Origin of the sequence: Cupriavidus pauculus (assembly GCF_008801835.1) — a bacterium.
Lineage (GTDB): Bacteria > Pseudomonadota > Gammaproteobacteria > Burkholderiales > Burkholderiaceae > Cupriavidus > Cupriavidus pauculus.
Map to the genome: position 1 here is coordinate 1 of NZ_VZOW01000042.1, position 21,260 is coordinate 21,260.

Below are 21,260 nucleotides of genomic sequence, written 5' to 3' on the forward strand. Positions count from 1 at the left end.
TTTGCAGAAGATTTTTTATCTGCCGTCAGCGCCCTTTCCTGCCCAGACACCAACCACTGCCGCCCCGCAAACCCTTGCCAACACTGCCTTGGCAGCGCGCTTCGTGTTGCGAGGGGGCGAATATTAGTGGACTACCGCCGTCTGCGCAAGCGCTTTCTTTAAAAAGATCGTTATTGCTTTCCAATGCGCTCGAGTACCAACCGTGGCAACTGTCGCGGTGGGGACAACTTTGCGCAGGGAACTGTCCTAAGCTGCCAACCGGAGGGCGGCAAGAAGTCGACTCCTACTATGAAAAGACGCAGTTGAAGGAGACACCATGAATCAGTCCGTGGCCGCCGATCGCTCGCTAGTGACCGGTGCGACCGATATTCCGCTATCCGACGACACCATTCCCGCGTTATTGGCTCGCGCTGTCGAGGCAAATCCCGAAGGTGACGCTGTAGCCTTCCGCGAACAGGGAATTCGTTGGACATGGCGCCAGTTTGCCGATCAGGTCGACAGACTCGCCACCGGCTTGCTTGCGCACGGGATTGCCCGAGGCGACCGAGTGGGCATCTGGTCGCCAAACCGCGCCGAATGGCTGGTTACACAGTTTGCTACCGCCCGTATCGGCGCCATCCTCGTGAATATCAACCCGGCCTATCGGCAGGCCGAGCTCGAGTATGCGCTGAACAAGGCGTGCGTGAAGATGCTCATCACCGCCGCCAACTTCAAATCGAGTGACTATTTGCGGATGCTTCTTGCATTGGCGCCGGAACTCGCGCAGTGCGCACCTGGCCAGCTCCGCGCAGCGAGGCTGCAGCACCTTCGGTTCGTGGTGCGAATGGGAACTGAGCGCACCGACGGGATGCTCAGCTACAACGATCTCCTGAAAATCGCATCGCCAGCCGACCTCGACGCCATTTCGCGGCAATTGGATGCCCATGACCCGATCAACATTCAGTTCACGAGCGGAACGACGGGAAATCCCAAAGGCGCCACGCTTACGCACCACAACGTTGTCAACAACGGGCGCTTCGTTGCAATGGCAATGAAACTGGGCGCGTCCGACCGACTATGTATTCCCGTTCCGCTTTATCACTGTTTCGGCATGGTGCTTTCCGTACTGGCCTGCGTTTCGGTCGGGGCCTGCATGATTTTCCCGGGCGAAGCATTTGACCCACTGGCCACCATGCGCGCCGTGTCCGAAGAGCGTTGCACGGCGCTTCACGGGGTGCCGACGATGTTTATTGCCCAACTCGACCATCCCGATTTTGGGAAGTTCGACTTTTCCACATTACGCACCGGAATCATGGCCGGCGCACCATGCCCCATCGAGGTCATGAAGCGAGTGGTCACCGATATGCATATGGCGGAAGTGACGATTGCCTACGGCATGACCGAAACTAGCCCGGTTTCATTTCAAAGCGCCACGGACGATCCACTCGACAAGCGGGTTGCCACCGTGGGACGTGTGCAGCCGCATCTGGAATGCAAGATCGTCGACGCCACAGGTGAGATCGTGACACGCGGGGAAACCGGTGAGCTTTGTACGCGCGGCTATTCGGTGATGCTCGGATATTGGGACGACGACGCCCGCACGCGCGAAGCGATTCGTGACGGATGGATGCATACCGGCGATCTGGCCACCCTCGACAACGAGGGTTATTGCAACATCGTGGGTCGCGTGAAAGACATGCTGATTCGAGGTGGGGAGAACATCTACCCGCGTGAAATCGAGGAATTTCTGTTTCGCCACCCCAAAGTGCAGGCGGTACAGGTGTTTGGCGTGCCCGATGCCAAATACGGCGAAGAGGTGTGCGCGTGGATCGTCCTCAAACCCGGCCAGCATGCTACGGAGGGCGAGATCCGTGATTTCTGCCGCGACCAGATTGCCCATTACAAGGTCCCGCGCTATATACGATTCGTGGAGGAGATGCCGATGACGGTAACCGGCAAGGTCCAAAAGTTTGTGATGCGCGACACCATGATTCACGATCTGGGCTTATCGCCCGCTGAAACGGCCTGACCCGGGGCGGCAAAAAATGACCATTCGAATCGTCAGGCTCGGGGGACCACGCGAAAAAGACGAAGGGTTGCGCCTCGGTACGGTGCGCCGTCCGCCGCGCGGAGTGCCGAAGGCAGAGTTTGCAAGCCGAGATTTTTATGACGTCTGGTATCCGGTCCTGTCCCCTTCGGCCGAGCTGGTCGCCCAAGCGCAGTCCGCGAAAGACGAAAAGGCCTGGCGCGCATTCGAAAAGCATTTTCGCGCCGAGATGGCGCAGCCAGACGCAAGCCGAACGCTTGACCTGCTCGCTGCGTTTTCGCACCAGACAAACTTTTCGCTCGGTTGTTATTGCGAGGACGAAGCCCGCTGCCATCGCTTAATCCTGCGAGCACTACTGGCGGAACGCGGCGCCGATATCGCCTGAGACATGCAGGCTATGATGCGAAGCTTCGCCGCGGACGTTGCGGCGAAGCCTCCTAACAGCCTCTCCTACGTCGATGGCATTGAACTTCGTCTGGCTCGGATTCTTCCTGGTTTCCTTTGTAGCCGCCTGCGTGCGTCTTATTGGCGGCGATACCACGGTATTTCCCGCCATGCTGACGTCTCTTTTCGACAGTTCGCGCACTGCGTTCGAGATCTCGCTTGGACTCGTCGGCGTAATGAGCCTATGGATCGGCATTATGCGCATTGGCGAACGCGCAGGTGTCATCGACCTGTTTGCACGCTGCGTCAATCCACTATTGCGCCACTTCTTCCCCGGGGTACCAGCTGGCCACCCGGCCCAGGGCGCGATGATGATGAACGTTTCCGCCAATATGCTGGGGCTCGATAACGCGGCTACCCCACTCGGTCTGACAGCCATGCGCGAGCTCCAGACACTGAACCGTCAACCCGCTACGGCCACGAATGCGCAGATTATGTTCATCGTGCTGAATACCGCCGGCTTGACGTTGATTCCGACCTCGGTAATTGCCATCCGCCAGGCGATGGCAGTCAAGCAGGGGTTGGTGAATTTCAATGCGGCGGATATTTTCCTGCCAACCTTGCTGGCAACCGGTGCATCGTGCCTGGCCGGCCTGCTCGCGGTAGCGTGGGTGCAGCGGCTCAATCTCTTCAAACTTCCCGTGCTTGCGGCTTTTTCCGTGATGTGTGCGGCGGTGGGCGGCCTGTTTGTCTGGCTGCGGCACGCGCCGCCCGATCAGGTCAGCCAATTGGCCGCCCTGGCAGGAAGCGGATTCATTCTCTCGTTGATTATTTTGTTTCTGGTCTGCGGCGCCATCCGCGGGGTGAATGTTTACGACGCCTTCATAGACGGTGCAAAGGAAGGCTTCGGCGTTGCCGTACAGATCATTCCGTATCTAGTCGCAATTCTCGTGGCCATCGGACTGTTTCGCGCCAGCGGTTGCATGGATGTGGTCCTGCGCGGCCTGACGTCCGCCTTTACCTGGCTGGGTGTGGACACCGCATTCGTTCCAGCCCTGCCGGTGGGGTTGATGAAGATCCTCTCAGGCGCGGGCGCGCGCGGATTAATGGTGGACATCATGGCGACCTATGGCGTCGATTCCTTTCAGGCCCGGCTGGCCGCGATCATCCAGGGATCCACGGAAACCACGTTCTATGTGCTCGCCGTCTATTTCGGCAGCGTTAATGTGCGCAATACACGCCATGCGCTCGCGTGTGCGCTATTCGCGGATGGTGTCGGATTGGTATCGGCGGTGTGGATTGGATACCTGTTCCGGTGACTTGTTGTACGACGACAACATCAATGCGCGCTTTCCAATACATTTATATGCGCGGCACTTGGTGCGTCGCAGCAAGTCGTGTATATTGAAGTCTGTCTCCTCCACCACCTCGGTGGATTCCAACCCGCGCACAACCTGCGCGGGTTTTTTTTACCCAAAATTTGCGGAATCGTCGCAGAGAGCGGCGGTTTTGGTTTCAAACACCTCACGAATAGGGCACCTGCCCCGTTCCGCACCCGGATTCTCCCTTCTGGTGCAACGGGGCACCGGTGAGGCGCAAAACAACGGTTTCGGTCGCCATTGTTGCAATGCAGCAATGGTCAATCTAGAGTGCTATCGGTACTCACCCTGAGACCTCAGGTCTCGCACTCTTCACCATGCGCCGCGCCCCGCGCTCCCTTCGTTATTGCCCCGACTCTGCAGCAACCCGCCGGGGCATCGTCTACGCGCTCTCCTTCTTCGCGCTGGCCGGCACCGCCTGGCTGACCTCCGACGCCGGCTACCTGTGGTCCGCCACGGCATCGATTTGGACATGCCTGGCCGACCGACAAGGCACGGCCGCTTCGCGCATTCGCGCGCTCGGTACGGTGGGTGTCGGCGGTGCGCTTGCCAGCATGCTTGGGGCGAGCCTGTCGGCGTCGCCGCTGACCGCGCTGGCCGTCGTAATCGCCGCGGGACTGGTTGCAGGATTGGCCGAGATCCGGGGACCGGCGGCTGCGCTGTGCGCCAAGCTGCTTTACGTGGTGCTTATCGCGGCATGCCTGCAGCCGACGCTCGGTGCATCGACGCCGGCTCATGTATGGATGGCCGGCGTTGACTTCCTGCGCGGCGGACTGTTTGCGTGTCTGGTGAGTCTTGTGCTGATTCCCTCGCAGCGCGATACGCGGCCGCGTATGGAAATCATCGCCGTCTACAGCGTGCTCCTGCGGTTTGCGCAATGTCTCGCCACGTCGCCCACGCAGGACACCGCGGCCTACAAGCAGGAAATCCGGCTACGCATCGAAACCGCGCGTGCGGCCGTCATCGCCCGCCGCGGCATGTTCGATCCCATCGGCCTGCTCCACTACGCCTATGCGGTGCACGTTGCGGACGCAATCTTTGGCCTGCTGATCGTCGCAGGCGAACTGCGCGACCGTGCCGGCTGCAGCACCGGACACCGCTTGCCGCTGGCCTATACCGCGCGGTGCCTGGCCGACACGCTAGAGCAAGTTCAACAGGCGCTTGCCCCGCATGCGCCGGATTTACCGGCGCTCAGCGCGATGCTGGGCGCGGATCTGCGGCGCCTCGTCGCCCAGCGCGCCAACGCGAGCGCGCCGCCCACCTATCAGTCCGCGCTGGCGGCGCTGGCGAAGCAGCCATCCTTCGATCGCTGGCGCGACACCTTTGTCTGGCCAAGTAGCGGCCTTGCGCGCATGGTGGACCGGCTTGGTCACGCATTGGCCGATGTGGCGGCGCGCGACGCACGGGTGTCGCGCCACGCCATACGCCTGGCGTTGGCTGGCGCGCTCAGCCTCCTGCCGTCGCAACTGCTCCAGGCTGATCATGGCTACTGGGTCGCAGTCACCGTGATCATGGTGCTCAGTCCACGCTTGCAAACCACGCGACAAATCTCGTTCCACCGGTTTGCAGGCTCCCTCGCCGGTGCGCTGCTGGCGTGCGTCATCGGCCTTGCCCACCTCACGCCCACGCTTGCGCTTGGCATCAGCACCTTGTTCCTCGCCGGGGCCTATGCACTGCGGTTGGCAGGCAATGCGGGCGGCTTTGCGTTTTGTTTGACGCCGGCTGTCATCCTGTTCTCGTGGCTGGGGGAGCCCGCGTCCAGCAGCAGCCATGTCGCAGCCTTGCGCGGGCTCGATACGGCAATCGGCTGCCTGATCGCGCTGGCTAGCTACTATGTGCTGGCGCCGCGCGCCGAATTGTCCCGCGCCTTCCGTCATAGTCTCGATGCCCTGGCCGTCAACGCGGTGTATCTGCGCGCCTCGTTCAGTGCGGCACGGGCAATTTCCCCGTCACATGCGCGACTTGAGGCGTTACGCATTTCTGCCGGTCGTGCTTCCACGCAAGCCGAGATGACATTGGCACAATGTGCGGAAGAGCTCGATCCCGGCCTTGCCAGCAGCCACAACGCCTTGCTCATCCTGACCCGGAAGATGGCGTCACTGGCCGGCCTGGTGCGGGCAGCGGTCGAATCGGGCGAACACCCTTCAAGCCCCGGAGCGGCGATCCAGGCGTTGCTCGTCGACCTTGAGGCGCGGCTGGCCGAAGTCGCCGTGCGGCCGGGCAGTACCGGCGTTACCACCGTAGTCGCACCCCTTCGCCTCACGCCGCTCACACCGGACAACGCTCCGCTCGAGCACTTTCTGGCGGAACAAGCCGTCTACGCCGATTCCCATATCGATACGGCGCACCGGACGGTCGCTGCGTTACGCACCCTCGCGGCAAGGCAGGCAGCGGCCAACCGCGGGCGTCTTACCGGCTTGCGCGCCGGCTAGACTCAGGGCAAGCGGCCAGGAGGTCTTGTCGACATACAGCTGCTGCGCCTTGCCGGATGGCGGCGATTGCCTATATTGAAGGGATATTCGCCGTTTCCCCGTTCCGGCAAGACGAGGTGCGCCATGGTCGATATCACCTTTCCCAACAGCAATCCCACCTACTGTGGCGCCAGCCTGACACTGTCGTGTCCGGCCACCGTCAACGGCAATCGGTCCCAGTATTCAGTCACCGCGGAAGCTCTGGAGGCGTATTGCGGGGCACGTTCCGCGCGTGAGGAGGATCTGGTCCACGCGTTCACGAACAATCGCACGCGCATCGAACAGCTCGCTGAAACCATGTTCGAGCTGACCGAAGCGCGCGAGATCGTCCTGCGCGGCGGTCATTTCCGCTTTGCAGGCTGACATCGGCAAGCGAGTCCCGGACAGCCCGAGACCGATCGGCCGGCGCCTGCTTCAGGCGTCGGTTTCCCGGCCGCGCACCAGCAACACCGGCATCGTGGACTGACGAATCACCGCTTCCGCGACGCTGCCCAGCACCAGCCGCCGCACGCCGCGGCGGCCATGCGTGCCGATCACCAGCAGATCGCCGCCCCATTCCTTCGCCGCGGCGTTGATCGAACCGGCGATATCGCCAATCACCGCCGGCTCCGTCACCAGTCTGGTTTCGAACTTCACGTTTGCTGCGCCGAGCACTTGCCCTGCCGCTTCGAGCGATTTCTTGCCACTGTCCACATAGGCGCGCTCGATCTGCGATGGATCATAGAAGCCGGCGTCGAACAGCATCACGCCGTTATCGACCACATAGAGAGCCAGGACGGTGGCGCCGCTGCCGCTGGCCACGCGGATCGCTTCCTGCAGGGCGAGATCCGAAGTGCTGCTGCCATCCACTGCCACCACAATCTTGCTGTAAGTGTTGCTCGCCATTTCCAATGCCCTCCGGTAGAAGATTGAAGCTCGATACTACACATGACGCCGGCCTCACGTCGTGAGCCGATTCTCAAAAATCCTCCGGAGCAGAGCACCATTAAATTGACCGACCGGTCGGTTTATATATATAGTATCCGCACCGCTCCACCCCCAAATGCCATACAGCCTCGACAGGCCGCCCCGTCCAGACAGACGAAAAGCCAAGGAGACGTGATGTACACACAGAGCCTAGACCTGCCAGGCCAGACCCCTGCCGCGTTGGCGTCGGTCGATACCCCGGACAAACGTCAGGCGGCCTTCGATGCGCGCATGGCCGAAGACGCCAAGATCGAGCCGATGGATTGGATGCCTGACGCTTATCGCAAGACGCTGGTCCGCCAGATCTCGCAACACGCCCACTCGGAAATCATTGGCATGCAGCCCGAGGGCAACTGGATCAGCCGTGCCCCTTCGCTCAAGCGCAAGGCGATCCTGCTGGCCAAGGTGCAGGACGAAGGCGGCCATGGTCTGTACCTGTACAGCGCGGCCGAAACGCTCAATGCGTCGCGCGATGACCTCGTCGATGCGCTGCACGCCGGCCGCGCCAAGTATTCGTCGATCTTCAATTATCCGACCCTGACATGGGCCGACGTGGGCGTCATCGGCTGGCTTGTCGACGGCGCGGCGATCATGAACCAGATCCCGCTGTGCCGGTGTTCGTATGGGCCCTATGCGCGCGCGATGATCCGCATCTGCAAGGAAGAGTCGTTTCATCAGCGCCAGGGCTTCGACGCGTTGCTGGCGATGATGCGCGGCACGCAGGCCCAGCGCGACATGGTGCAGGACGCCGTGAATCGCTGGTGGTTTCCGGTGCTGATGATGTTCGGTCCGCCCGATGCGGCGTCGACCAACAGCGCGCAGACCATGGCCTGGGGAATCAAGCGCATTTCGAACGACGACCTGCGTCAAAAATTCGTCGACGCCACGGTGGAACAGGCTAAGGTGCTGGGCGTGACGCTGCCCGATCCAGGCCTGGTCTGGAATGCCGAGCGCGGGCACTACGACTACAGCCCGCTCGACTGGGACGAGTTCTGGCGCGTGATCAATGGCGACGGTCCGTGCAATCGGGAACGCCTGGCCACGCGCGTAAAGGCGCACGAGGACGGCGCCTGGGTGCGCGACGCCGCGCTGGCGCACGCCCGCAAGCGCGCGCGGCGCGACGCATCGGCCAAGGCCGCATAAGCCGCAGGAGAACCACCATGACACAACAAAAGGAATGGCCGCTGTGGGAAGTCTTTGTCCGCAGCAAGCAGGGCCTGGAACACAAGCACTGCGGCAGCCTGCATGCGGCGGACGCGCAGCAGGCGCTCCATATGGCGCGCGACGTGTACACGCGCCGGCAGGAAGGCGTGTCGATCTGGGTGGTGCCGTCGTCGGCCATTACCGCCAGCGCGCCGGCCGAGAAGTCCGAGCTGTTCGATCCCGCAGCCGACAAGATCTACCGGCATCCCACGTTCTACCAGCTTCCAGACGAAGTCAATCACATGTAAGGCCGCGCACCATGACGCAACCGATCGATGCCCGCGACGACGCACTTCACGACGCGATCGCCAGCCTGCCGCTGGCCCGCACCGCGCCGCTGCAATACGTGCTGCGGCTGGCGGACAACGCGCTGGTCCTCGGACAACGCAATGCCGAATGGTGCGGACACGGCCCGGCGCTCGAGGAAGATATCGCCATGGCCAATATCAGCCTCGACCTGATCGGCCAGGCGCGCCTGCTCTACGGCCACGCGGGCGTGCTCGAAGGCCGCCTGACGGGCCGCGAGCGTCACGAAGACGACTACGCGTACTTTCGCAACGAGCGCGATTTCCGTAACTGGACGCTGCAGGAACTGCCGCATCACGGCGCCCTGGCCGGCACCGCACGGGCGGACCGTGACTATGCGGTGACGATCATGCGCAATTTCCTGTACAGCGCGTTGATGGCCGAGTTGTGGCCCGCGCTCGAACACAGCAGCGATCCGCAACTGGCGGCCATCGCGGCCAAGTCGGCAAAGGAAATGCGCTACCACCTTCGCCATGCGGCCGACTGGGCGGTGCGCCTGGGCGACGGCACCGACGAATCGCACGACCGCATGCAACGCGCGCTCGATCATCTGCTTCCCTACATGAACGAATGCTTCGCCGCCGACGACGTGGAACTCGAGGCCGCCGCGCAGGGCGTTTGCGTGCCGACGGCCGATCTGCGCGACGCCTGGGAAGCAACGCTCGACGCCACGCTCGAAGACGCCACGCTGCAGCGGCCGGCGCCAAGCGCCTTTGTCTCGACGGGCAAGCACGGATTGCATTCCGAGCACATGAGCTATCTGCTGGCCGAAATGCAAAGCCTCGCGCGGGCTCATCCTGGCGCCCAATGGTGACCGCCATGAATCGCGCACCGGCCTGCACCCCGGCATCGGCTGTGGGAGCGTCGCCAGCTTCGCCGTTTGCGCCGACCTTTGCGCCCACTGCGCCCACTGCCGCACCTACTTCTGCGCAGACTGGCCCACGATCGCATCCGGCCGCCACGGCGACGCCGCAGGACCGGATTGCGCGCGCTTGGCAGGTACTGGAGGCCGTGCCGGATCCCGAAATCCCCGTCGTGTCGATCCGCGATCTTGGCATCTTGCGCGACCTGTCGATTGCCGCCGATGGCGTCACCATCGAAGCCATCATCACCCCGACCTATTCCGGATGTCCCGCGATGTCGCAGATCGAGGAAGACGTTGGCGCGGCGCTCGCCGCGGCGGCGCTTGCGCCATATCGCGTGCGCACCGTGCTGGCGCCCGCCTGGACCACCGACTGGATTACCGAAGCCGGCCGCGCCCGGCTGCGCGCCTACGGCATCGCACCGCCACAGCAGTGCGCCGCCCCCAACGCCCATGCCGATCGCGGGCGTCCGCTGCGCTTTGTGCCGCGCGCGGCCGTCGCAGCCGAATCGGTCGCATGCCCGCGTTGCGGCAGCGTTCACACCCAGGAGCTGTCGCGTTTTGCGTCCACCGCTTGCAAGGCGCTCTATCGCTGCCTCGACTGCCGCGAGCCGTTTGATTACTTCAAACCCTATTGAGCCTGACGGACCATGACCCCACAGTTCCATCCGCTGCGCGTGGCGCACATTCGTCCGGAAACTTCCGATACGGTATCGATCGCGTTCGACGTGCCGGACGACCTGCGCGACGCCTACCGTTTCACGCAGGGCCAGTTCCTCACGTTGAAGGCCCCGGTCGACGGCAAGGACGTCCGCCGGTCCTATTCAATCTGCTGCGGCGTGCAGGACTACGACCAGCGCGGCGAGCTGCGCGTGGCGGTCAAGCTGGTCGACGACGGCGTGTTCTCGACGTGGATCCACGACCATGTGTCGGTGGGCCAGACGCTCGATGTGATGACGCCGGACGGCCGCTTCCATGTGCCGCTGGACCCGGACGCGGCGCGCCAATACGTGGCGTTTGCCGCCGGCAGCGGCATCACGCCGGTGCTGTCGCTGATCCGCACCACGCTGGCCGTCGAGCCGAACAGCCGTTTCACGCTGGTCTACGGTAACCGCAGCGTCGACACCATCATCTTTTCCGAAGCGCTGGAAGATCTGAAGAACCAGTATCTGTCGCGCTTCACGCTTTATCACGTGCTGTCGCGGCAGCCGCAGGAAGTGGATCTGCTGCACGGCCGGCTGGACCGGGAGCGCGTCGCCGCCTTCCTGCAAACCCTGCTGCCGGTGGACGATATCGACGCCGCGTTCGTCTGCGGCCCGGCTTCGATGATCGATGAGGTGGAAGGCGCGCTGAAAGACGCCGGCGTCGACCCGCACAAGATTCACGCCGAGCGCTTCGGCGTGCCGACCGGCCAGCCGCGGCCCGCCGCGCCCGTGCACACGGACCTGGCCGGCACCGCGGAACTGGTGGTGGTGCTGGACGGCAAGCAGCACAAGATGCGCCTGCCGCTGGCCGACGCCAACGTGCTGGACACCGCGCTGGCCGCGGGGCTCGACCTGCCTTACGCCTGCAAGGGCGGGGTCTGCTGCACCTGCCGCGCCAAGGTCCTGGAAGGCAAGGTCGAAATGGAGAAGAACTACACGCTGGAGCCGTGGGAAATGGAGAAGGGCTTCGTGCTGACCTGTCAGGCGCGCGCGTTGACGCCGCGCGTGGTGGTCAGCTACGACGAACGATAGTCCGTGGGGCACGGCCTTGCGGCAGTCCGGCAAGGGTGTCAAGCCGCATCGCACCGCTATGGCGGGAACCCCACATGTCGGACAGGCGCCGATGTCCGATGAACCGCATGCCGTGATTACAATGGCGGAACACGCTTCATGCGTCGCATCGCCCTGCCAAGCGACCGCCTGCCGGCGGTGCTGGCGGCCGCGACCGACGGTCCGGGACCCGTCGCACCCTATACAATCACGGTCATGCAATATATCCATGTCGTCAACGGCGATGTCGCGGGCAACACGCTGCGCCAGGCGCTGGCCCAAGCGGCCCGGCCCGATCCGGTGGTGGTCCTGCGCGACGACCTTGCCGTCGGTCCGATCGCCGATATCGACAGCACCGGCCTGATTCGCTCCGGATTCTGGCAGCGGGTGGCGCCGCATTCGGACATCGACTTCGCGGCCGAAATGCGCCAGGCGCTGGACCAGTTCCAGCAACTGCGCCGCGACGATATGGAAGTGGCGATCTGGCACGGTCAGAGTGCGTCGGATCAACTGATGCTGCGTCGTGTCGTGTTCCATCTCTACCAGACGCCCCAACGCATCAACGAAGTGGCGATGGACCTGCGCGAGCTGGAAACGCCGGCGCATGGCAGCCTCACCGCCATCGGCATGTATCCGGCCTCCCGCCTGGCGCGACGCTTTTCGACGATCGCGCCGGTGTCGGTGCTGCGGCTGGGCAGGCTCGGGTACGAGTGGCAACAGAACGTGAAGGAAAATGCCGACGTGCGCCTGTGGAAGGGCAACACGCTGGTGCCGGCCGCCTACCACAACGTGGACGATGTCATCCTCGAACGTGCGCCCGCGGACTGGACGCCGGCGGCGCAAGTGGTGGGCAGCGTGATGGGGGCCGTGGAAGGCCTTCTGACCAGCGACTGGTTCGTTTTCTGGCGCTGCCGCGAGTTGGTCAGCACTGGCCAGTTGGTGCTGCGCGGCAATCCGGAGAGCCTCGAATCCTGCGAAATCCGTCGCAATCATCTCTCCGCCAGCGCGGGGTGATACCCCAGCAGTTTCAACAGGCGGACCGATCCGACCCTTATGGCCAGAACCAAAGCGCCCGACTTCGAGGCGCAACGCGAACAGATCCTTGACCTGGCGGCCGCTGCATTCGCCGCCACGAGCTATCCGAGCACCTCGATGTCCGACCTCGCCGCAGCTTGCGGCACGTCGAAGGCGCGGCTCTATCACTACTACGAAAGCAAGGAAGCGATTCTCTTCGATCTGCTGGACCGCTATACGCGGCAGCTGATGCAGATCGTCCTCGACGTGGAGTCGGCGGGCGAGCGGCAGGGCCGCAGCCATCGCGATACCTTCGGGCACCTGCTTCGCGCTTTTCTGGCCGAATACGAAACCTCGCAGACGCGCCATATCGCGCTGATCAACGACGTGAAGTTCCTGGCCGACGAGCAGCGCGATCAGATTCTGATGCGCGAGCGCGATGTGGTGGCCGCGTTCTCGCGCCTGCTGCGCCTGGCATACCCGGATCGCGTCACACACGACAATCAGACCGCGTTGACCATGACCGTCTTCGGCATGATCAACTGGACGTTCACCTGGCTAAAGCCGGGCGGCAAGCTGTCCTACGCGCAGTTTGCCGACATGGTGGTCGATCTCCTCGAACATGGCCTGGCGCCCGGCAAGCCCGGCGCCGCACGCTAGGACCACTCCGCCTCTTCGCGCTTCTGGCGCTGTTCCCGGTCCTGCCGGAACATCTCCTCGAGCTCGTCGCGCGCCTGCTTGGCCAGCGAGACCAACTTCTTCTGGTCCTTGTAGAACGGGTAGAAGCGGTCGATCCCCTGGATGTTGTGGCGGCGAAAGCGCAGCGCCACGCTGCGCGCCTCGACACGGTCGAAGCCGAGCCCTTCCAGCACGCGGCGGCCCAGCATCAGCGAGCCTTCGAACATCTCGCGTTCGTAGTTCTCGATACCCCGGTCCTTGAGCTGGTAGACATGGGACACATGCCGCGCGCGCGTGTAGATCTTCAGGTCCGGCCAGCGGTGGCGCACCTTGTCGATCAGCGCGAGGTTGTCGTCCATGTCCTCGATCGACACGATCAGAATCTTCGCCTCGCCAGCGCCCGCGGCTTCGAGCAGGTCGATGCGCGTGGCGTCGCCATAGAAAATCTTGAAGCCGTACTGGCGCAGGAATTCGATCTGATCCGGATCATGGTCGAGCACCGTCACGCCGATGCCCTGTGCATAGAGCAAGCGCCCGATGATCTGGCCGAAACGGCCGAATCCGGCAATGATCACAGGGTTGTGTTGGTTGGTAATCTCATCGTCGGGACGCTGCGACATCGCGTTCAGGCGCGTCGCCAGCAGGCGGTCGAACAGCAGCAGCAACAGCGGCGTGGCCACCATCGACAGCGCCACGATCAGCACCAGCAGCGCCTCCGTTTCCGGTGGCAGCAGCCCCACGGTCCGGGCTTCGGAGAACACCACGAATGCAAACTCGCCGCCTTGCGAGATCAGCAGCCCGAACAGCAGCCATTGTCCGCGCGCGACGCCAAAGCGCCGCGCCAGCAGCGTCAGCACCAATGTCTTGATCAGCACGAAGGCTGCCACCAGGCCAAGCACCTTGCCCGGCGCCTGCGCCAGAATGCCAAAGTCGATCGACATCCCCACGGCCATGAAGAACAGTCCGAGCAGCAGGCCCTTGAAGGGCTCGATATCTGCCTCCAGCGCGTGGCGGTATTCGGAATCGGCCAGCAGCACACCGGCCACGAACGTGCCGAGGGCCATCGACAAACCCACCGCGTCCATCATCAGCGCGATGCCCACAACCAAAAGCAGCGCAAACGCCGTGAACATCTCGCGCATGCCCGTGCGGGCGATGATGCGCAGCGCGGGCCGCACCAGATAACGACCCCCGACCACCACGGCGCCGATCACGGCCACCGCCTTGCCGGCGGTCTGCCAGTTCTCGGGGCCATGCGCGGCCGCGCCCACCGCATCGGCCCCGAGCAGCGGCAGCAGCGCGATCATCGGGATCGCCGCAATATCCTGGAACAGCAGGATGCCGAAGCTGGCCGCGCCAGCGCCCGTGTTCATCAGATTGCGCTCGGCCAGCGTGGCAAAGGCGATTGCCGTCGAGGAAAGCGCCAACCCGAGACCGGCCACCAGCGCGATCTGCCACGGCGCGCCAAACAGCGCGGCGGCGATGCCGATGGCCAGTGCACAAGCCACCATCTGCGCGGACCCGTATCCGAAGATCGACTTGCGCAGCGCCTTGAGCTTGCGCGGCTCGAGTTCGAGGCCGATCACGAACATCATGAGCACCACGCCGAACTCGGAAAAATGGAGAATCGATTCGACGTTGGTGACCAGTCGCAGCGCAAACGGACCGATCGCCGCGCCGGCAATCAGGTAACCAAGCACAGCGCCCAGCTGGAAGCGTCGCGCCACCGGAACGGCCACCACCGCCGCCACCAGAAACACCAGTAACGCGATCAGGAAATCATGCTGATTCACGACGCATCCTCCTCGGCCGCCTCGGTCGCTGGCCATTCCTGCGTCTCGGGGGGCAACGGCGGCGGCGTCAGGTGCCGCGCCACATGCTCGATGTGCCGCGCCACGGCGTCGGTGTCGGCGTTATCGGCATCGTGCAGGACCACTGGCGGCAGCCACGTCATGCCGCACAGCAGCGCGGTCTGTTCGAGCGGCAGCAGGAAGTCTTCGATCGGGTGGCCGTGCGCGCCATCGGGACCGTAGGCGTCCGCATGGCCGCCAGCGCTGGCCACCGCCAGCATCGACTTGCCCCTCAGCGCCGTGCCGCCCGGCCCGTATGCCCAGCCGCTTTCCAGCACGTCGTCCAGCCAGAGCTTCATCAGCGCCGGCACGCTGTACCAGCGCACCGGGAACTGCAGCACAACGGTTTCAGCGGTGGACAGCAGGCGCTGCTCGGCGACGACGTCGATGTCGTAATCGACGTAGAGCCGGTAAAGCTCGCGCACCTCGACGTGCGGCAAGGCGGCCAGCGCCTCGGCAAGCGGATGATTGACGCGCGAGCGTCGCGGCGTGGGGTGCGCATAGATCACAACAATCGGTGGCTCGTTCATGTAGGAAGCTAATGGGTGAGTCAGAAAGGAGACCACCAAAACCGTGCGGCGTTGCAGCAAATCCACAGCCGGGGTGACTGTGATGTGTGCATCATTCCACTAAACTATTGAATCGATTGAGTTTTTTCCGGCACGTCGATGCCGGGAGCCGGTTTGTCCACGGCAATACTTACGCCAGACTGACAATTCCACTACAATACTTTTCGCGTTGCAGCAACCTAGTGTTTGCCCGCACGCTGTCCGGATCCGGCATTTTGCATCACAACGATGACGGGCCGATCATCACGACAGTGCTATTTTTATATTGATCCCAAAGAAGGAAACCAAGTGAACCCGCTCGAACTGAGCAAGGCCGTCGGCGCCGTTACCGACGAAGATCTGCGCCGAGCCGCCGAGGCAAGCCAGGCTGTCCAACGCCACACCATTCTGGTGCGGGAGCTGGCAGCCCACCATCGCTCGCGGCTGCTGAAGCATTTTCTCGCCCTCGGCGAGGAGGATCGCCTGCTCCGTTTTGGCCAGTCCGTGGGCGATCACGTGATCGAAGCGTACGTGGAAAGCATCGATTTCGACCACGACAGCGTCTTCGGCGTGTACGACGAACACCTGGAGCTGGCCGGCGTCGGCCACTTCGCCAACCTGCGCGACAACGCCCAGGGCCGCGTGGCGGAGTTCGGCGTGTCGGTTTCCAAGAGCGCGCGCGGCCGCGGCGTCGGCAGCGCCCTGTTCCAGCGCGCCGCCATGCACGGCCGCAACAGCAACGTCCGCACCTTGTACATGCACTGCCTCTCGCGCAATGCCGCGATGATGCACATCGCCAAGAAGGCCGGCATGAAGGTCCAGTACGCGTATGGCGAGGCCGATGCGTACCTTGAACTGCCGCCCGCAGACACCGTTAGCCGCCTGACCGAAGCCATCGACGAGCAGGTTGCGGATCTGGATTACCTGATGCGCCGCAATCTGCGCGATGCGCGACGCTTCGGCCTACGCTTCTGGCGCTCGCTGGTGCCGCAAAAGGGCACGGCCTGACCAACGCTGGCAGTTCCAACGAAAACGGCGCACCGCATAGGTGCGCCGTTTTGCTTTCCGGCTCCCGTTGGCTCCCGTCAGCCGCCGTCGCCTGCTGCCTGCCCGTCAGGCGCCGTTGCCGACCGGCAGTGCCGTGGTGTCCTTGATCGATTCCAGCGCGAAGCTCGACCGCACGTCGATGACCGACGGATGCGCCAGCAACTGCTCCTGCATGAATCGCGCGAAGTGCTCCATGTCTTCGACATAGACCTTGAGCAGCAAGTCCATTTCGCCGGTCATGGCGTGGCACGCCGCCACCTCGGGCCACGTCTGAATCGCCGCACGGAACAAGTCCAACGGCGCCTTGCCCTTGGGCGTGCCGCCCTGCTTTTCCAGCCGCACATTGATATAGGCCAGCAGGCCAAGCCCGATCTTGTAGGGTTCCAGCAGCGCCGCGTACTGGCGAATCACGCCGATTTCCTCGAGCCGACGAATCCGGCGCAGGCAAGGGCTTGGCGACAGGTTCACGCGCTCCGCAACTTCCAGGTTGGTCAACCGCCCGTTGGTCTGCAGGACCTCGAGAATTTTTCGGTCGATCTTGTCCAGCTCCACCTTGCTCACGTTTTTGTTGCTCCGCAATAAGTTTGTCAGCAATTTTTTTGCGCAAATTTATCAAGTCGTGCACAACTCCGCAATTTATTTCATCTTGAGACGGGTGTGGCGACGGAATGCAGCGGACGCATGCATCACGTTGCACAGGCAAGGATGGTGCCAGCCCCAATAAAAAACGCGGCCCGAAAGCCGCGTTCTGTTTGCGAGTGGATCCCCGCGCCGCCGTAGTGACTGCGGCTGAGTTGGCGATCAGTGGCCGACTCAGTTGCCGCTCGGCGAGGGCACGGCGGGCGTCGATGCGCCGTCCGGACCGCGACGATGCATGCGGTCACCGCGCTCCTTGTGCATCTTCTCCATGCCGGCCTGGATCTCGGCCATGGTCACCTTTCCGTCGCGGTTGGCGTCCAGCTTGTCGAAGCGATCGGCCATGCGCGGGAACGCCGCCTTGAACTCGTCGCGCGTCAGCGCACCGTCGTTGTTCTTGTCCGCTGCCTTGAACTTGGCCTCGAATTCGGCCTTCATCTCGGTGCGGCGTTGCTCCCACATCGTCTTGCGGTAGGCCGCCATTTCCGACTTGTCGAGCTTGCCATCGTGATTGCTGTCGATCTTGTTGAACAGCGCGTCGAATTCCGCCTTCGAGACCGAGCCGTCGTTGTCGGTGTCGACCGACTTCAGCCAGCCCATGCCATGTTCGCCCCGTTCACCCGGACCGCCCATATGATGGTGCGGCCCCGGCATGCCGGCTTGCGGTGCCGGCGTGGGCGCTGGCGCCGCGGTCTGGGCGAAGGCGCCGCCCACCATCAGGAAAGCGGCCGAAGCTGCGATAAAGCTCTTGAAGATCTGCGACTTGTGATTGCGTTGCATGTCTGTGCTCCTTTTCATCACGTTGGGCATGTACGGATTAGAACGCAGGCAACCGCTCAAAGTTGGCACTTTTAATACGATGTTACGGGGCTCACAGATTCGACTTGGGGCGTAAACATGCGCAAGACAGTCAAATATTGCGCAACGGTTTGCAACACACGTTTCGTCGATTGGATCATTGTTTCGGCGGAAGATTCTCGCCAATCGGACGCGGCTGCCCCTGCTGCGCGGGCTGGAATTGCTGCTGCGGCTGGCCATTCGGCGCCGGAAAGCCCGGCGGCTCGTCATGCTGCGCCGTGTCGGGATTGCTGGCGACCGGCGGCGGCGCGGCTTGCACCGGCGCCGGCATGGGCGTCGACAAAGGCGCGGCCGCGCCCGCAGGCGGCGTGGCCGGCAACGCGCCAGGGCGCGCCAGCGAGACAGCGTTCTGCAACGGCAGCGCGATTTCCTGACGCACGCCGTTTCGTTCGATCACGATATTGCGGCCGTGGATTTCCTTGAGCCGGATTTGCGGCGACAGCGACGCGCCCGCGCGCACTGCCTTCGGCGGCCCGCCGTCGAGCGAGAGGATGGCCGCGGCCGGGCCGACGCCGTCCAGATCCGCCACCACGCCGATCAACTGCACGTCGCGTACGCCGGCCTGCGCGCTGCCGCCGAACAACGTGGCAACTGCCCCGGTTTCGACCGCATCGGTCTGGGCCACGCGCGCGGATTTCGGCACGGGGATCGTGCGCATGGCGCTGAACACCAGAAACCAATGGGTGACCAGCGCGCACAGCGCCACAAACAACGCGAGGCTGGCCACGCGCGGCAGCCAGGCGGCGGAAAGATCGAAGCGAAAAGCGGGCCGAATCAGGGTGGGCACGGACGGGTACGCCAGGCGGCTTGAACAAGGATCGCCTAGCGTACCAGACGCATGCGTCGATTGTCTGTCAGTCACGCCACCCCGCGGCGATACCGATCAGAGCAGATCGTCGAGCAGGTCGGGACCGAACACTTCGCGGTGGATATGACTGACCGGAATGCCGGCGGAAATCAGCGCCCGGCGCTGCGCCTGCATGAAGCCGATCGGGCCGCACAGGTAGAACTGCGCGTCGTTGAACCCGGCGGTCCGCTCGGCCTTCAGCAAGGCGTCGATCGGCATCTCGCCAGCGTGGTCGAAATCGCGGCCGGCCACGTCGTCGGCCTGGGGCGTCTGGTAGCTGATATGCGTATGAAGGTTGGGCATCCGCTCGCGCGCCCAGGCAACGTCGCGGCGATGCGCGTGATGGCAGCCATGGCGCGCGGCGTGGGCGAACAGCACCGGGCGATGCGGATTTTCACGCGCCAGTGTACGCAGCACCGACACCATCGGCGTCACGCCAATGCCTGCCGACATCAGCACGATAGGGCGCCGATCATCGAGACTGGGCGCGAATTCCCCCCACGGCGTGCTGACTTTGAGCGTGGCGCCCACATGGGCGTTGTCGTGCAGCCAGTTCGACACCGCGCCGGCCGGCGTCTGCGCATTGCCGGCCTCGCGCTTGACCGATATGCGCCACGTCGGCAGGCCGCGCTCCTGCGACAGCGAGTACTGGCGCAACTGGCGATGGCCGTCGGCAAAGATTGCCTCGACGCTGATGTACTGCCCCGGCTTGAAGTCCCGCAGCGGCGATCCGTCGTCGGCCGCTAGCGTCAGCGCCACTACTTGTTCGCTCTCCTGTTCGCGATTGACCACCCGCACGCGCAGCAACTGGCCGGCGGCCACGCCATGGCGCTCGTAAAGCCGCGCCTCGGCGGCAATCAGGTCGCCGGCCAGCAGCCAGTACGCTTCATCCCAGGCGGCTAGCAGCGGCGGCGTGGCGGCTTGGCCCAGCACCGCGGCGATCGCTTCGAGCAGGTATTTGCCGACGATCGGATAGTGCGCCGGCGTCAGTCCCACGGCCACGTGCTTGTGGACGATGCGCTCGATCACCGGGGCCAGCGCATCGGCGCGGTCGATATTGGCGGCGTAAGCGAACACGGCCGAAGCGAGCGATTGCTGCTGCGATCCATTGGCCTGGTTGCCCATATTGAACAGTTGCTTCAGTTCCGGGCGCGCGGCGAACATTTCCCGGTAGAAATGCGTCGTGATGGCAAGACCGTGCTCGCGCAGCACGGGTACGCTGGCATCGATGTAGGGGCGGGAAGCAGCGGACAACATGAATGAAACTCCTGTTTTAATGCATATTAAATGCATGTTTTAGGGCATGAAAAAGCCGGCACGGCCTTTGGGCGAAGCAGTGTGCTTCGCACCTCAAGCCGCTCGCCGGCTCAGGAAATCGCGATGCAGACGGATGATCGACTCGGCCGTGCGGCTGCCTGCTACATCGGCCAGGGTAATCCCATCGAGTGCGCGATAAAACGCCTCTTCCGCGTCATCGAGTGCGCGCTTCAGGCGGCAATTGCCGTTCAGCGCGCACGGCGGATCGGCGCAATCGATGATGGATTTGTGCCCTTCCAACTCGCGCAGAATGGTGCCGATCGACAATTGCGCCGCACCGGGACCGAGCTGCAGTCCGCCATTGCGGCCACGCGTGGCCGTAATCCAGCCAAGCCTCGACAGACGCGCCGCCACTTTCACAAGATGGTTGTGCGAGATGTCGAATTGCTGGCCGACCTCGGCAATCGTGATCGGCCGGCTGCCGTCGCCTCGCGATACGTACATCAGAAGGCGCAGCGCGTAGTCGGAAAATCGTGTCAGTTGCATCGTGAGTCGGATGATAGATAAGGTGCATTTCTAATGCAATATTTTTGTTGCATCGCACATATCAGTCGCCAGTCAGAATCGACCAAGAGTGCTGCACACGAAACAGTCACGCCGCGAGAGTTATACTTTCCGGCCATACCCAGACTCCAGGCACAAACACGATGCGCAGACTCGCCAAGCAGCCCGAAACCCTTCGCCGCCGCACTCGCGGCTTCACGCTGATCGAAATCATGGTGGTGATCGTGATTCTTGGCGTGCTGGCTGCGCTGGTGGTGCCCAAGATCATGAGCCGGCCCGACGAAGCGCGCATTGTCGCGGCGCGTCAGGACATCTCGTCGGTGATGCAGGCGCTCAAGCTCTATCGCCTGGACAACGGCCGCTATCCCACCACGGAGCAGGGCCTGGCCGCGCTGGTCAACAAGCCCACCACCGAGCCGATCCCCAACAACTGGAAGGGCGGCGGTTACCTGGAAAAACTGCCCAAGGATCCGTGGGGCAATCCTTACCAATATCTGAACCCGGGCGTACGCGGCGAAATCGACGTGTTCAGCTTCGGCGCGGACGGCCAGGCCGGTGGCAGCGGCAACGATGCCGATATCGGCAACTGGGAATAAGGCGACCTGATCCC

The 21,260-nt window shown here is 63.4% G+C and carries 22 protein-coding genes; 14 read left to right on the top strand and 8 right to left on the bottom strand.

Annotation, left to right across the window (positions count from 1 at the left end; translation table 11 throughout):
* Positions 1-316 precede the first annotated feature (316 nt).
* The 5 genes from F7R19_RS26210 (at position 317) to F7R19_RS26230 (ending at position 6,623) form a co-directional block, all read left to right on the top strand.
* Positions 317-2,008 carry an AMP-binding protein gene (locus tag F7R19_RS26210; RefSeq protein WP_150982514.1) on the top strand — a complete coding sequence of 564 codons (1,692 nt, stop codon included), beginning with the start codon at positions 317-319 and terminating at the stop codon, positions 2,006-2,008.
* A gap of 16 nt (positions 2,009-2,024) precedes the next feature.
* Positions 2,025-2,411 carry a DUF488 domain-containing protein gene (locus tag F7R19_RS26215; RefSeq protein ID WP_150982515.1) on the top strand — a complete coding sequence of 129 codons (387 nt, stop codon included), beginning with the start codon at positions 2,025-2,027 and terminating at the stop codon, positions 2,409-2,411.
* A gap of 73 nt (positions 2,412-2,484) precedes the next feature.
* Positions 2,485-3,729 carry a nucleoside recognition domain-containing protein gene (locus F7R19_RS26220; RefSeq protein ID WP_150982516.1) on the top strand — a complete coding sequence of 415 codons (1,245 nt, stop codon included), beginning with the start codon at positions 2,485-2,487 and terminating at the stop codon, positions 3,727-3,729.
* Positions 3,730-4,106: 377 nt separating this feature from the next.
* Complete coding sequence (locus F7R19_RS26225; RefSeq protein WP_150982517.1) at positions 4,107-6,221, top strand: FUSC family protein; 2,115 nt, start codon at positions 4,107-4,109, stop codon at positions 6,219-6,221.
* 123 nt (positions 6,222-6,344) lie between these two features.
* Complete coding sequence (locus F7R19_RS26230) at positions 6,345-6,623, top strand: DUF1488 family protein (protein WP_061953651.1); 279 nt, start codon at positions 6,345-6,347, stop codon at positions 6,621-6,623.
* Positions 6,624-6,674: 51 nt separating this feature from the next.
* Here F7R19_RS26230 and F7R19_RS26235 read toward each other — a convergent pair whose 3' ends face one another.
* Complete coding sequence (locus F7R19_RS26235; protein ID WP_150982518.1) at positions 6,675-7,145, bottom strand: universal stress protein; 471 nt, start codon at positions 7,143-7,145, stop codon at positions 6,675-6,677.
* A 216-nt stretch (positions 7,146-7,361) separates the two neighbouring features.
* On the opposite strand from F7R19_RS26235, the gene paaA reads away from it, so the two are divergent.
* The 7 genes from paaA to F7R19_RS26270 all read left to right on the top strand — a co-directional run bounded on the left by paaA (position 7,362) and on the right by F7R19_RS26270 (position 13,025).
* Positions 7,362-8,369, top strand: coding sequence for a 1,2-phenylacetyl-CoA epoxidase subunit PaaA (gene paaA, locus F7R19_RS26240; protein ID WP_150982519.1), 1,008 nt, complete (start codon positions 7,362-7,364; stop codon positions 8,367-8,369).
* A 17-nt stretch (positions 8,370-8,386) separates the two neighbouring features.
* Complete coding sequence (gene paaB / locus F7R19_RS26245; RefSeq protein ID WP_150982520.1) at positions 8,387-8,677, top strand: 1,2-phenylacetyl-CoA epoxidase subunit PaaB; 291 nt, start codon at positions 8,387-8,389, stop codon at positions 8,675-8,677.
* Positions 8,678-8,688: 11 nt separating this feature from the next.
* On the top strand, positions 8,689-9,549 hold the full coding sequence (gene paaC / locus F7R19_RS26250) for a 1,2-phenylacetyl-CoA epoxidase subunit PaaC (RefSeq protein WP_150982521.1): 861 nt from the start codon (positions 8,689-8,691) through the stop codon (positions 9,547-9,549).
* 5 nt (positions 9,550-9,554) lie between these two features.
* Positions 9,555-10,235, top strand: a complete 681-nt coding sequence (gene paaD / locus F7R19_RS26255; RefSeq protein ID WP_150982522.1) for a 1,2-phenylacetyl-CoA epoxidase subunit PaaD — start codon at positions 9,555-9,557, stop codon at positions 10,233-10,235.
* A 12-nt stretch (positions 10,236-10,247) separates the two neighbouring features.
* Positions 10,248-11,333: a 1,2-phenylacetyl-CoA epoxidase subunit PaaE gene (gene paaE, locus F7R19_RS26260; protein WP_150982523.1), complete on the top strand. Its 1,086-nt coding sequence runs from the start codon at positions 10,248-10,250 to the stop codon at positions 11,331-11,333.
* 234 nt (positions 11,334-11,567) lie between these two features.
* A complete protein-coding gene (locus tag F7R19_RS26265; RefSeq protein WP_061953671.1) occupies positions 11,568-12,365 on the top strand; it encodes a DUF1835 domain-containing protein in 798 nt (265 codons plus the stop codon).
* Between the two features lie 39 nt (positions 12,366-12,404).
* Positions 12,405-13,025: a TetR/AcrR family transcriptional regulator gene (locus tag F7R19_RS26270; protein ID WP_150982524.1), complete on the top strand. Its 621-nt coding sequence runs from the start codon at positions 12,405-12,407 to the stop codon at positions 13,023-13,025.
* Here the strand turns inward: F7R19_RS26270 and kefC are convergent.
* Positions 13,022-14,836: a glutathione-regulated potassium-efflux system protein KefC gene (gene kefC, locus F7R19_RS26275; RefSeq protein WP_150982525.1), complete on the bottom strand. Its 1,815-nt coding sequence runs from the start codon at positions 14,834-14,836 to the stop codon at positions 13,022-13,024. The genes F7R19_RS26270 and kefC overlap by 4 nt on opposite strands.
* Positions 14,833-15,423: a glutathione-regulated potassium-efflux system oxidoreductase KefF gene (gene kefF, locus F7R19_RS26280; protein ID WP_200898987.1), complete on the bottom strand. Its 591-nt coding sequence runs from the start codon at positions 15,421-15,423 to the stop codon at positions 14,833-14,835. The genes kefC and kefF overlap by 4 nt, the downstream gene beginning before the upstream one ends.
* Before the next feature lie 327 nt (positions 15,424-15,750).
* Between kefF and F7R19_RS26285 the strand changes: the two genes are divergently transcribed.
* Positions 15,751-16,449 (top strand): GNAT family N-acetyltransferase, encoded by a 699-nt coding sequence (locus F7R19_RS26285; RefSeq protein ID WP_061953633.1) that lies wholly within the window; start codon positions 15,751-15,753, stop codon positions 16,447-16,449.
* Positions 16,450-16,554: 105 nt separating this feature from the next.
* Here the strand turns inward: F7R19_RS26285 and F7R19_RS26290 are convergent, their stop codons facing one another.
* From F7R19_RS26290 to F7R19_RS26310, 5 genes are all read right to left on the bottom strand, one after another.
* A complete protein-coding gene (locus F7R19_RS26290; protein ID WP_061953669.1) occupies positions 16,555-17,049 on the bottom strand; it encodes an Lrp/AsnC family transcriptional regulator in 495 nt (164 codons plus the stop codon).
* A gap of 252 nt (positions 17,050-17,301) precedes the next feature.
* On the bottom strand, positions 17,302-17,904 hold the full coding sequence (locus F7R19_RS26295; protein ID WP_150982526.1) for an EF-hand domain-containing protein: 603 nt from the start codon (positions 17,902-17,904) through the stop codon (positions 17,302-17,304).
* Positions 17,905-18,079: 175 nt separating this feature from the next.
* Positions 18,080-18,769, bottom strand: coding sequence for a general secretion pathway protein (locus F7R19_RS26300; RefSeq protein ID WP_223505862.1), 690 nt, complete (start codon positions 18,767-18,769; stop codon positions 18,080-18,082).
* Between the two features lie 96 nt (positions 18,770-18,865).
* The gene (hmpA, locus tag F7R19_RS26305) at positions 18,866-20,086 is read right to left on the bottom strand and encodes an NO-inducible flavohemoprotein (RefSeq protein ID WP_150982527.1); all 1,221 of its coding nucleotides are present in this window, start codon (positions 20,084-20,086) and stop codon (positions 18,866-18,868) included.
* A gap of 93 nt (positions 20,087-20,179) precedes the next feature.
* Positions 20,180-20,632 (bottom strand): Rrf2 family transcriptional regulator, encoded by a 453-nt coding sequence (locus tag F7R19_RS26310; protein WP_150982528.1) that lies wholly within the window; start codon positions 20,630-20,632, stop codon positions 20,180-20,182.
* A 161-nt stretch (positions 20,633-20,793) separates the two neighbouring features.
* Here F7R19_RS26310 and gspG point away from each other — a divergent pair, with 161 nt between their 5' ends.
* Complete coding sequence (gspG, locus tag F7R19_RS26315; protein ID WP_061953626.1) at positions 20,794-21,246, top strand: type II secretion system major pseudopilin GspG; 453 nt, start codon at positions 20,794-20,796, stop codon at positions 21,244-21,246.
* Positions 21,247-21,260: the final 14 nt, after the last annotated feature.

Coding starts and splice junctions, on each gene's coding strand:
- F7R19_RS26210 (WP_150982514.1), top strand. CDS start 317: ATGAATCAGTCCGTGGCCGCCGATCGCTCGCTAGTGACCGGTGCGACC.
- F7R19_RS26215 (WP_150982515.1), top strand. CDS start 2,025: ATGACCATTCGAATCGTCAGGCTCGGGGGACCACGCGAAAAAGACGAA.
- F7R19_RS26220 (WP_150982516.1), top strand. CDS start 2,485: ATGGCATTGAACTTCGTCTGGCTCGGATTCTTCCTGGTTTCCTTTGTA.
- F7R19_RS26225 (WP_150982517.1), top strand. CDS start 4,107: ATGCGCCGCGCCCCGCGCTCCCTTCGTTATTGCCCCGACTCTGCAGCA.
- F7R19_RS26230 (WP_061953651.1), top strand. CDS start 6,345: ATGGTCGATATCACCTTTCCCAACAGCAATCCCACCTACTGTGGCGCC.
- F7R19_RS26235 (WP_150982518.1), bottom strand. CDS start 7,145: ATGGCGAGCAACACTTACAGCAAGATTGTGGTGGCAGTGGATGGCAGC.
- paaA (WP_150982519.1), top strand. CDS start 7,362: ATGTACACACAGAGCCTAGACCTGCCAGGCCAGACCCCTGCCGCGTTG.
- paaB (WP_150982520.1), top strand. CDS start 8,387: ATGACACAACAAAAGGAATGGCCGCTGTGGGAAGTCTTTGTCCGCAGC.
- paaC (WP_150982521.1), top strand. CDS start 8,689: ATGACGCAACCGATCGATGCCCGCGACGACGCACTTCACGACGCGATC.
- paaD (WP_150982522.1), top strand. CDS start 9,555: ATGAATCGCGCACCGGCCTGCACCCCGGCATCGGCTGTGGGAGCGTCG.
- paaE (WP_150982523.1), top strand. CDS start 10,248: ATGACCCCACAGTTCCATCCGCTGCGCGTGGCGCACATTCGTCCGGAA.
- F7R19_RS26265 (WP_061953671.1), top strand. CDS start 11,568: ATGCAATATATCCATGTCGTCAACGGCGATGTCGCGGGCAACACGCTG.
- F7R19_RS26270 (WP_150982524.1), top strand. CDS start 12,405: ATGGCCAGAACCAAAGCGCCCGACTTCGAGGCGCAACGCGAACAGATC.
- kefF (WP_200898987.1), bottom strand. CDS start 15,423: ATGAACGAGCCACCGATTGTTGTGATCTATGCGCACCCCACGCCGCGA.
- F7R19_RS26295 (WP_150982526.1), bottom strand. CDS start 17,904: ATGCAACGCAATCACAAGTCGCAGATCTTCAAGAGCTTTATCGCAGCT.
- hmpA (WP_150982527.1), bottom strand. CDS start 20,086: ATGTTGTCCGCTGCTTCCCGCCCCTACATCGATGCCAGCGTACCCGTG.
- F7R19_RS26310 (WP_150982528.1), bottom strand. CDS start 20,632: ATGCAACTGACACGATTTTCCGACTACGCGCTGCGCCTTCTGATGTAC.
- gspG (WP_061953626.1), top strand. CDS start 20,794: ATGCGCAGACTCGCCAAGCAGCCCGAAACCCTTCGCCGCCGCACTCGC.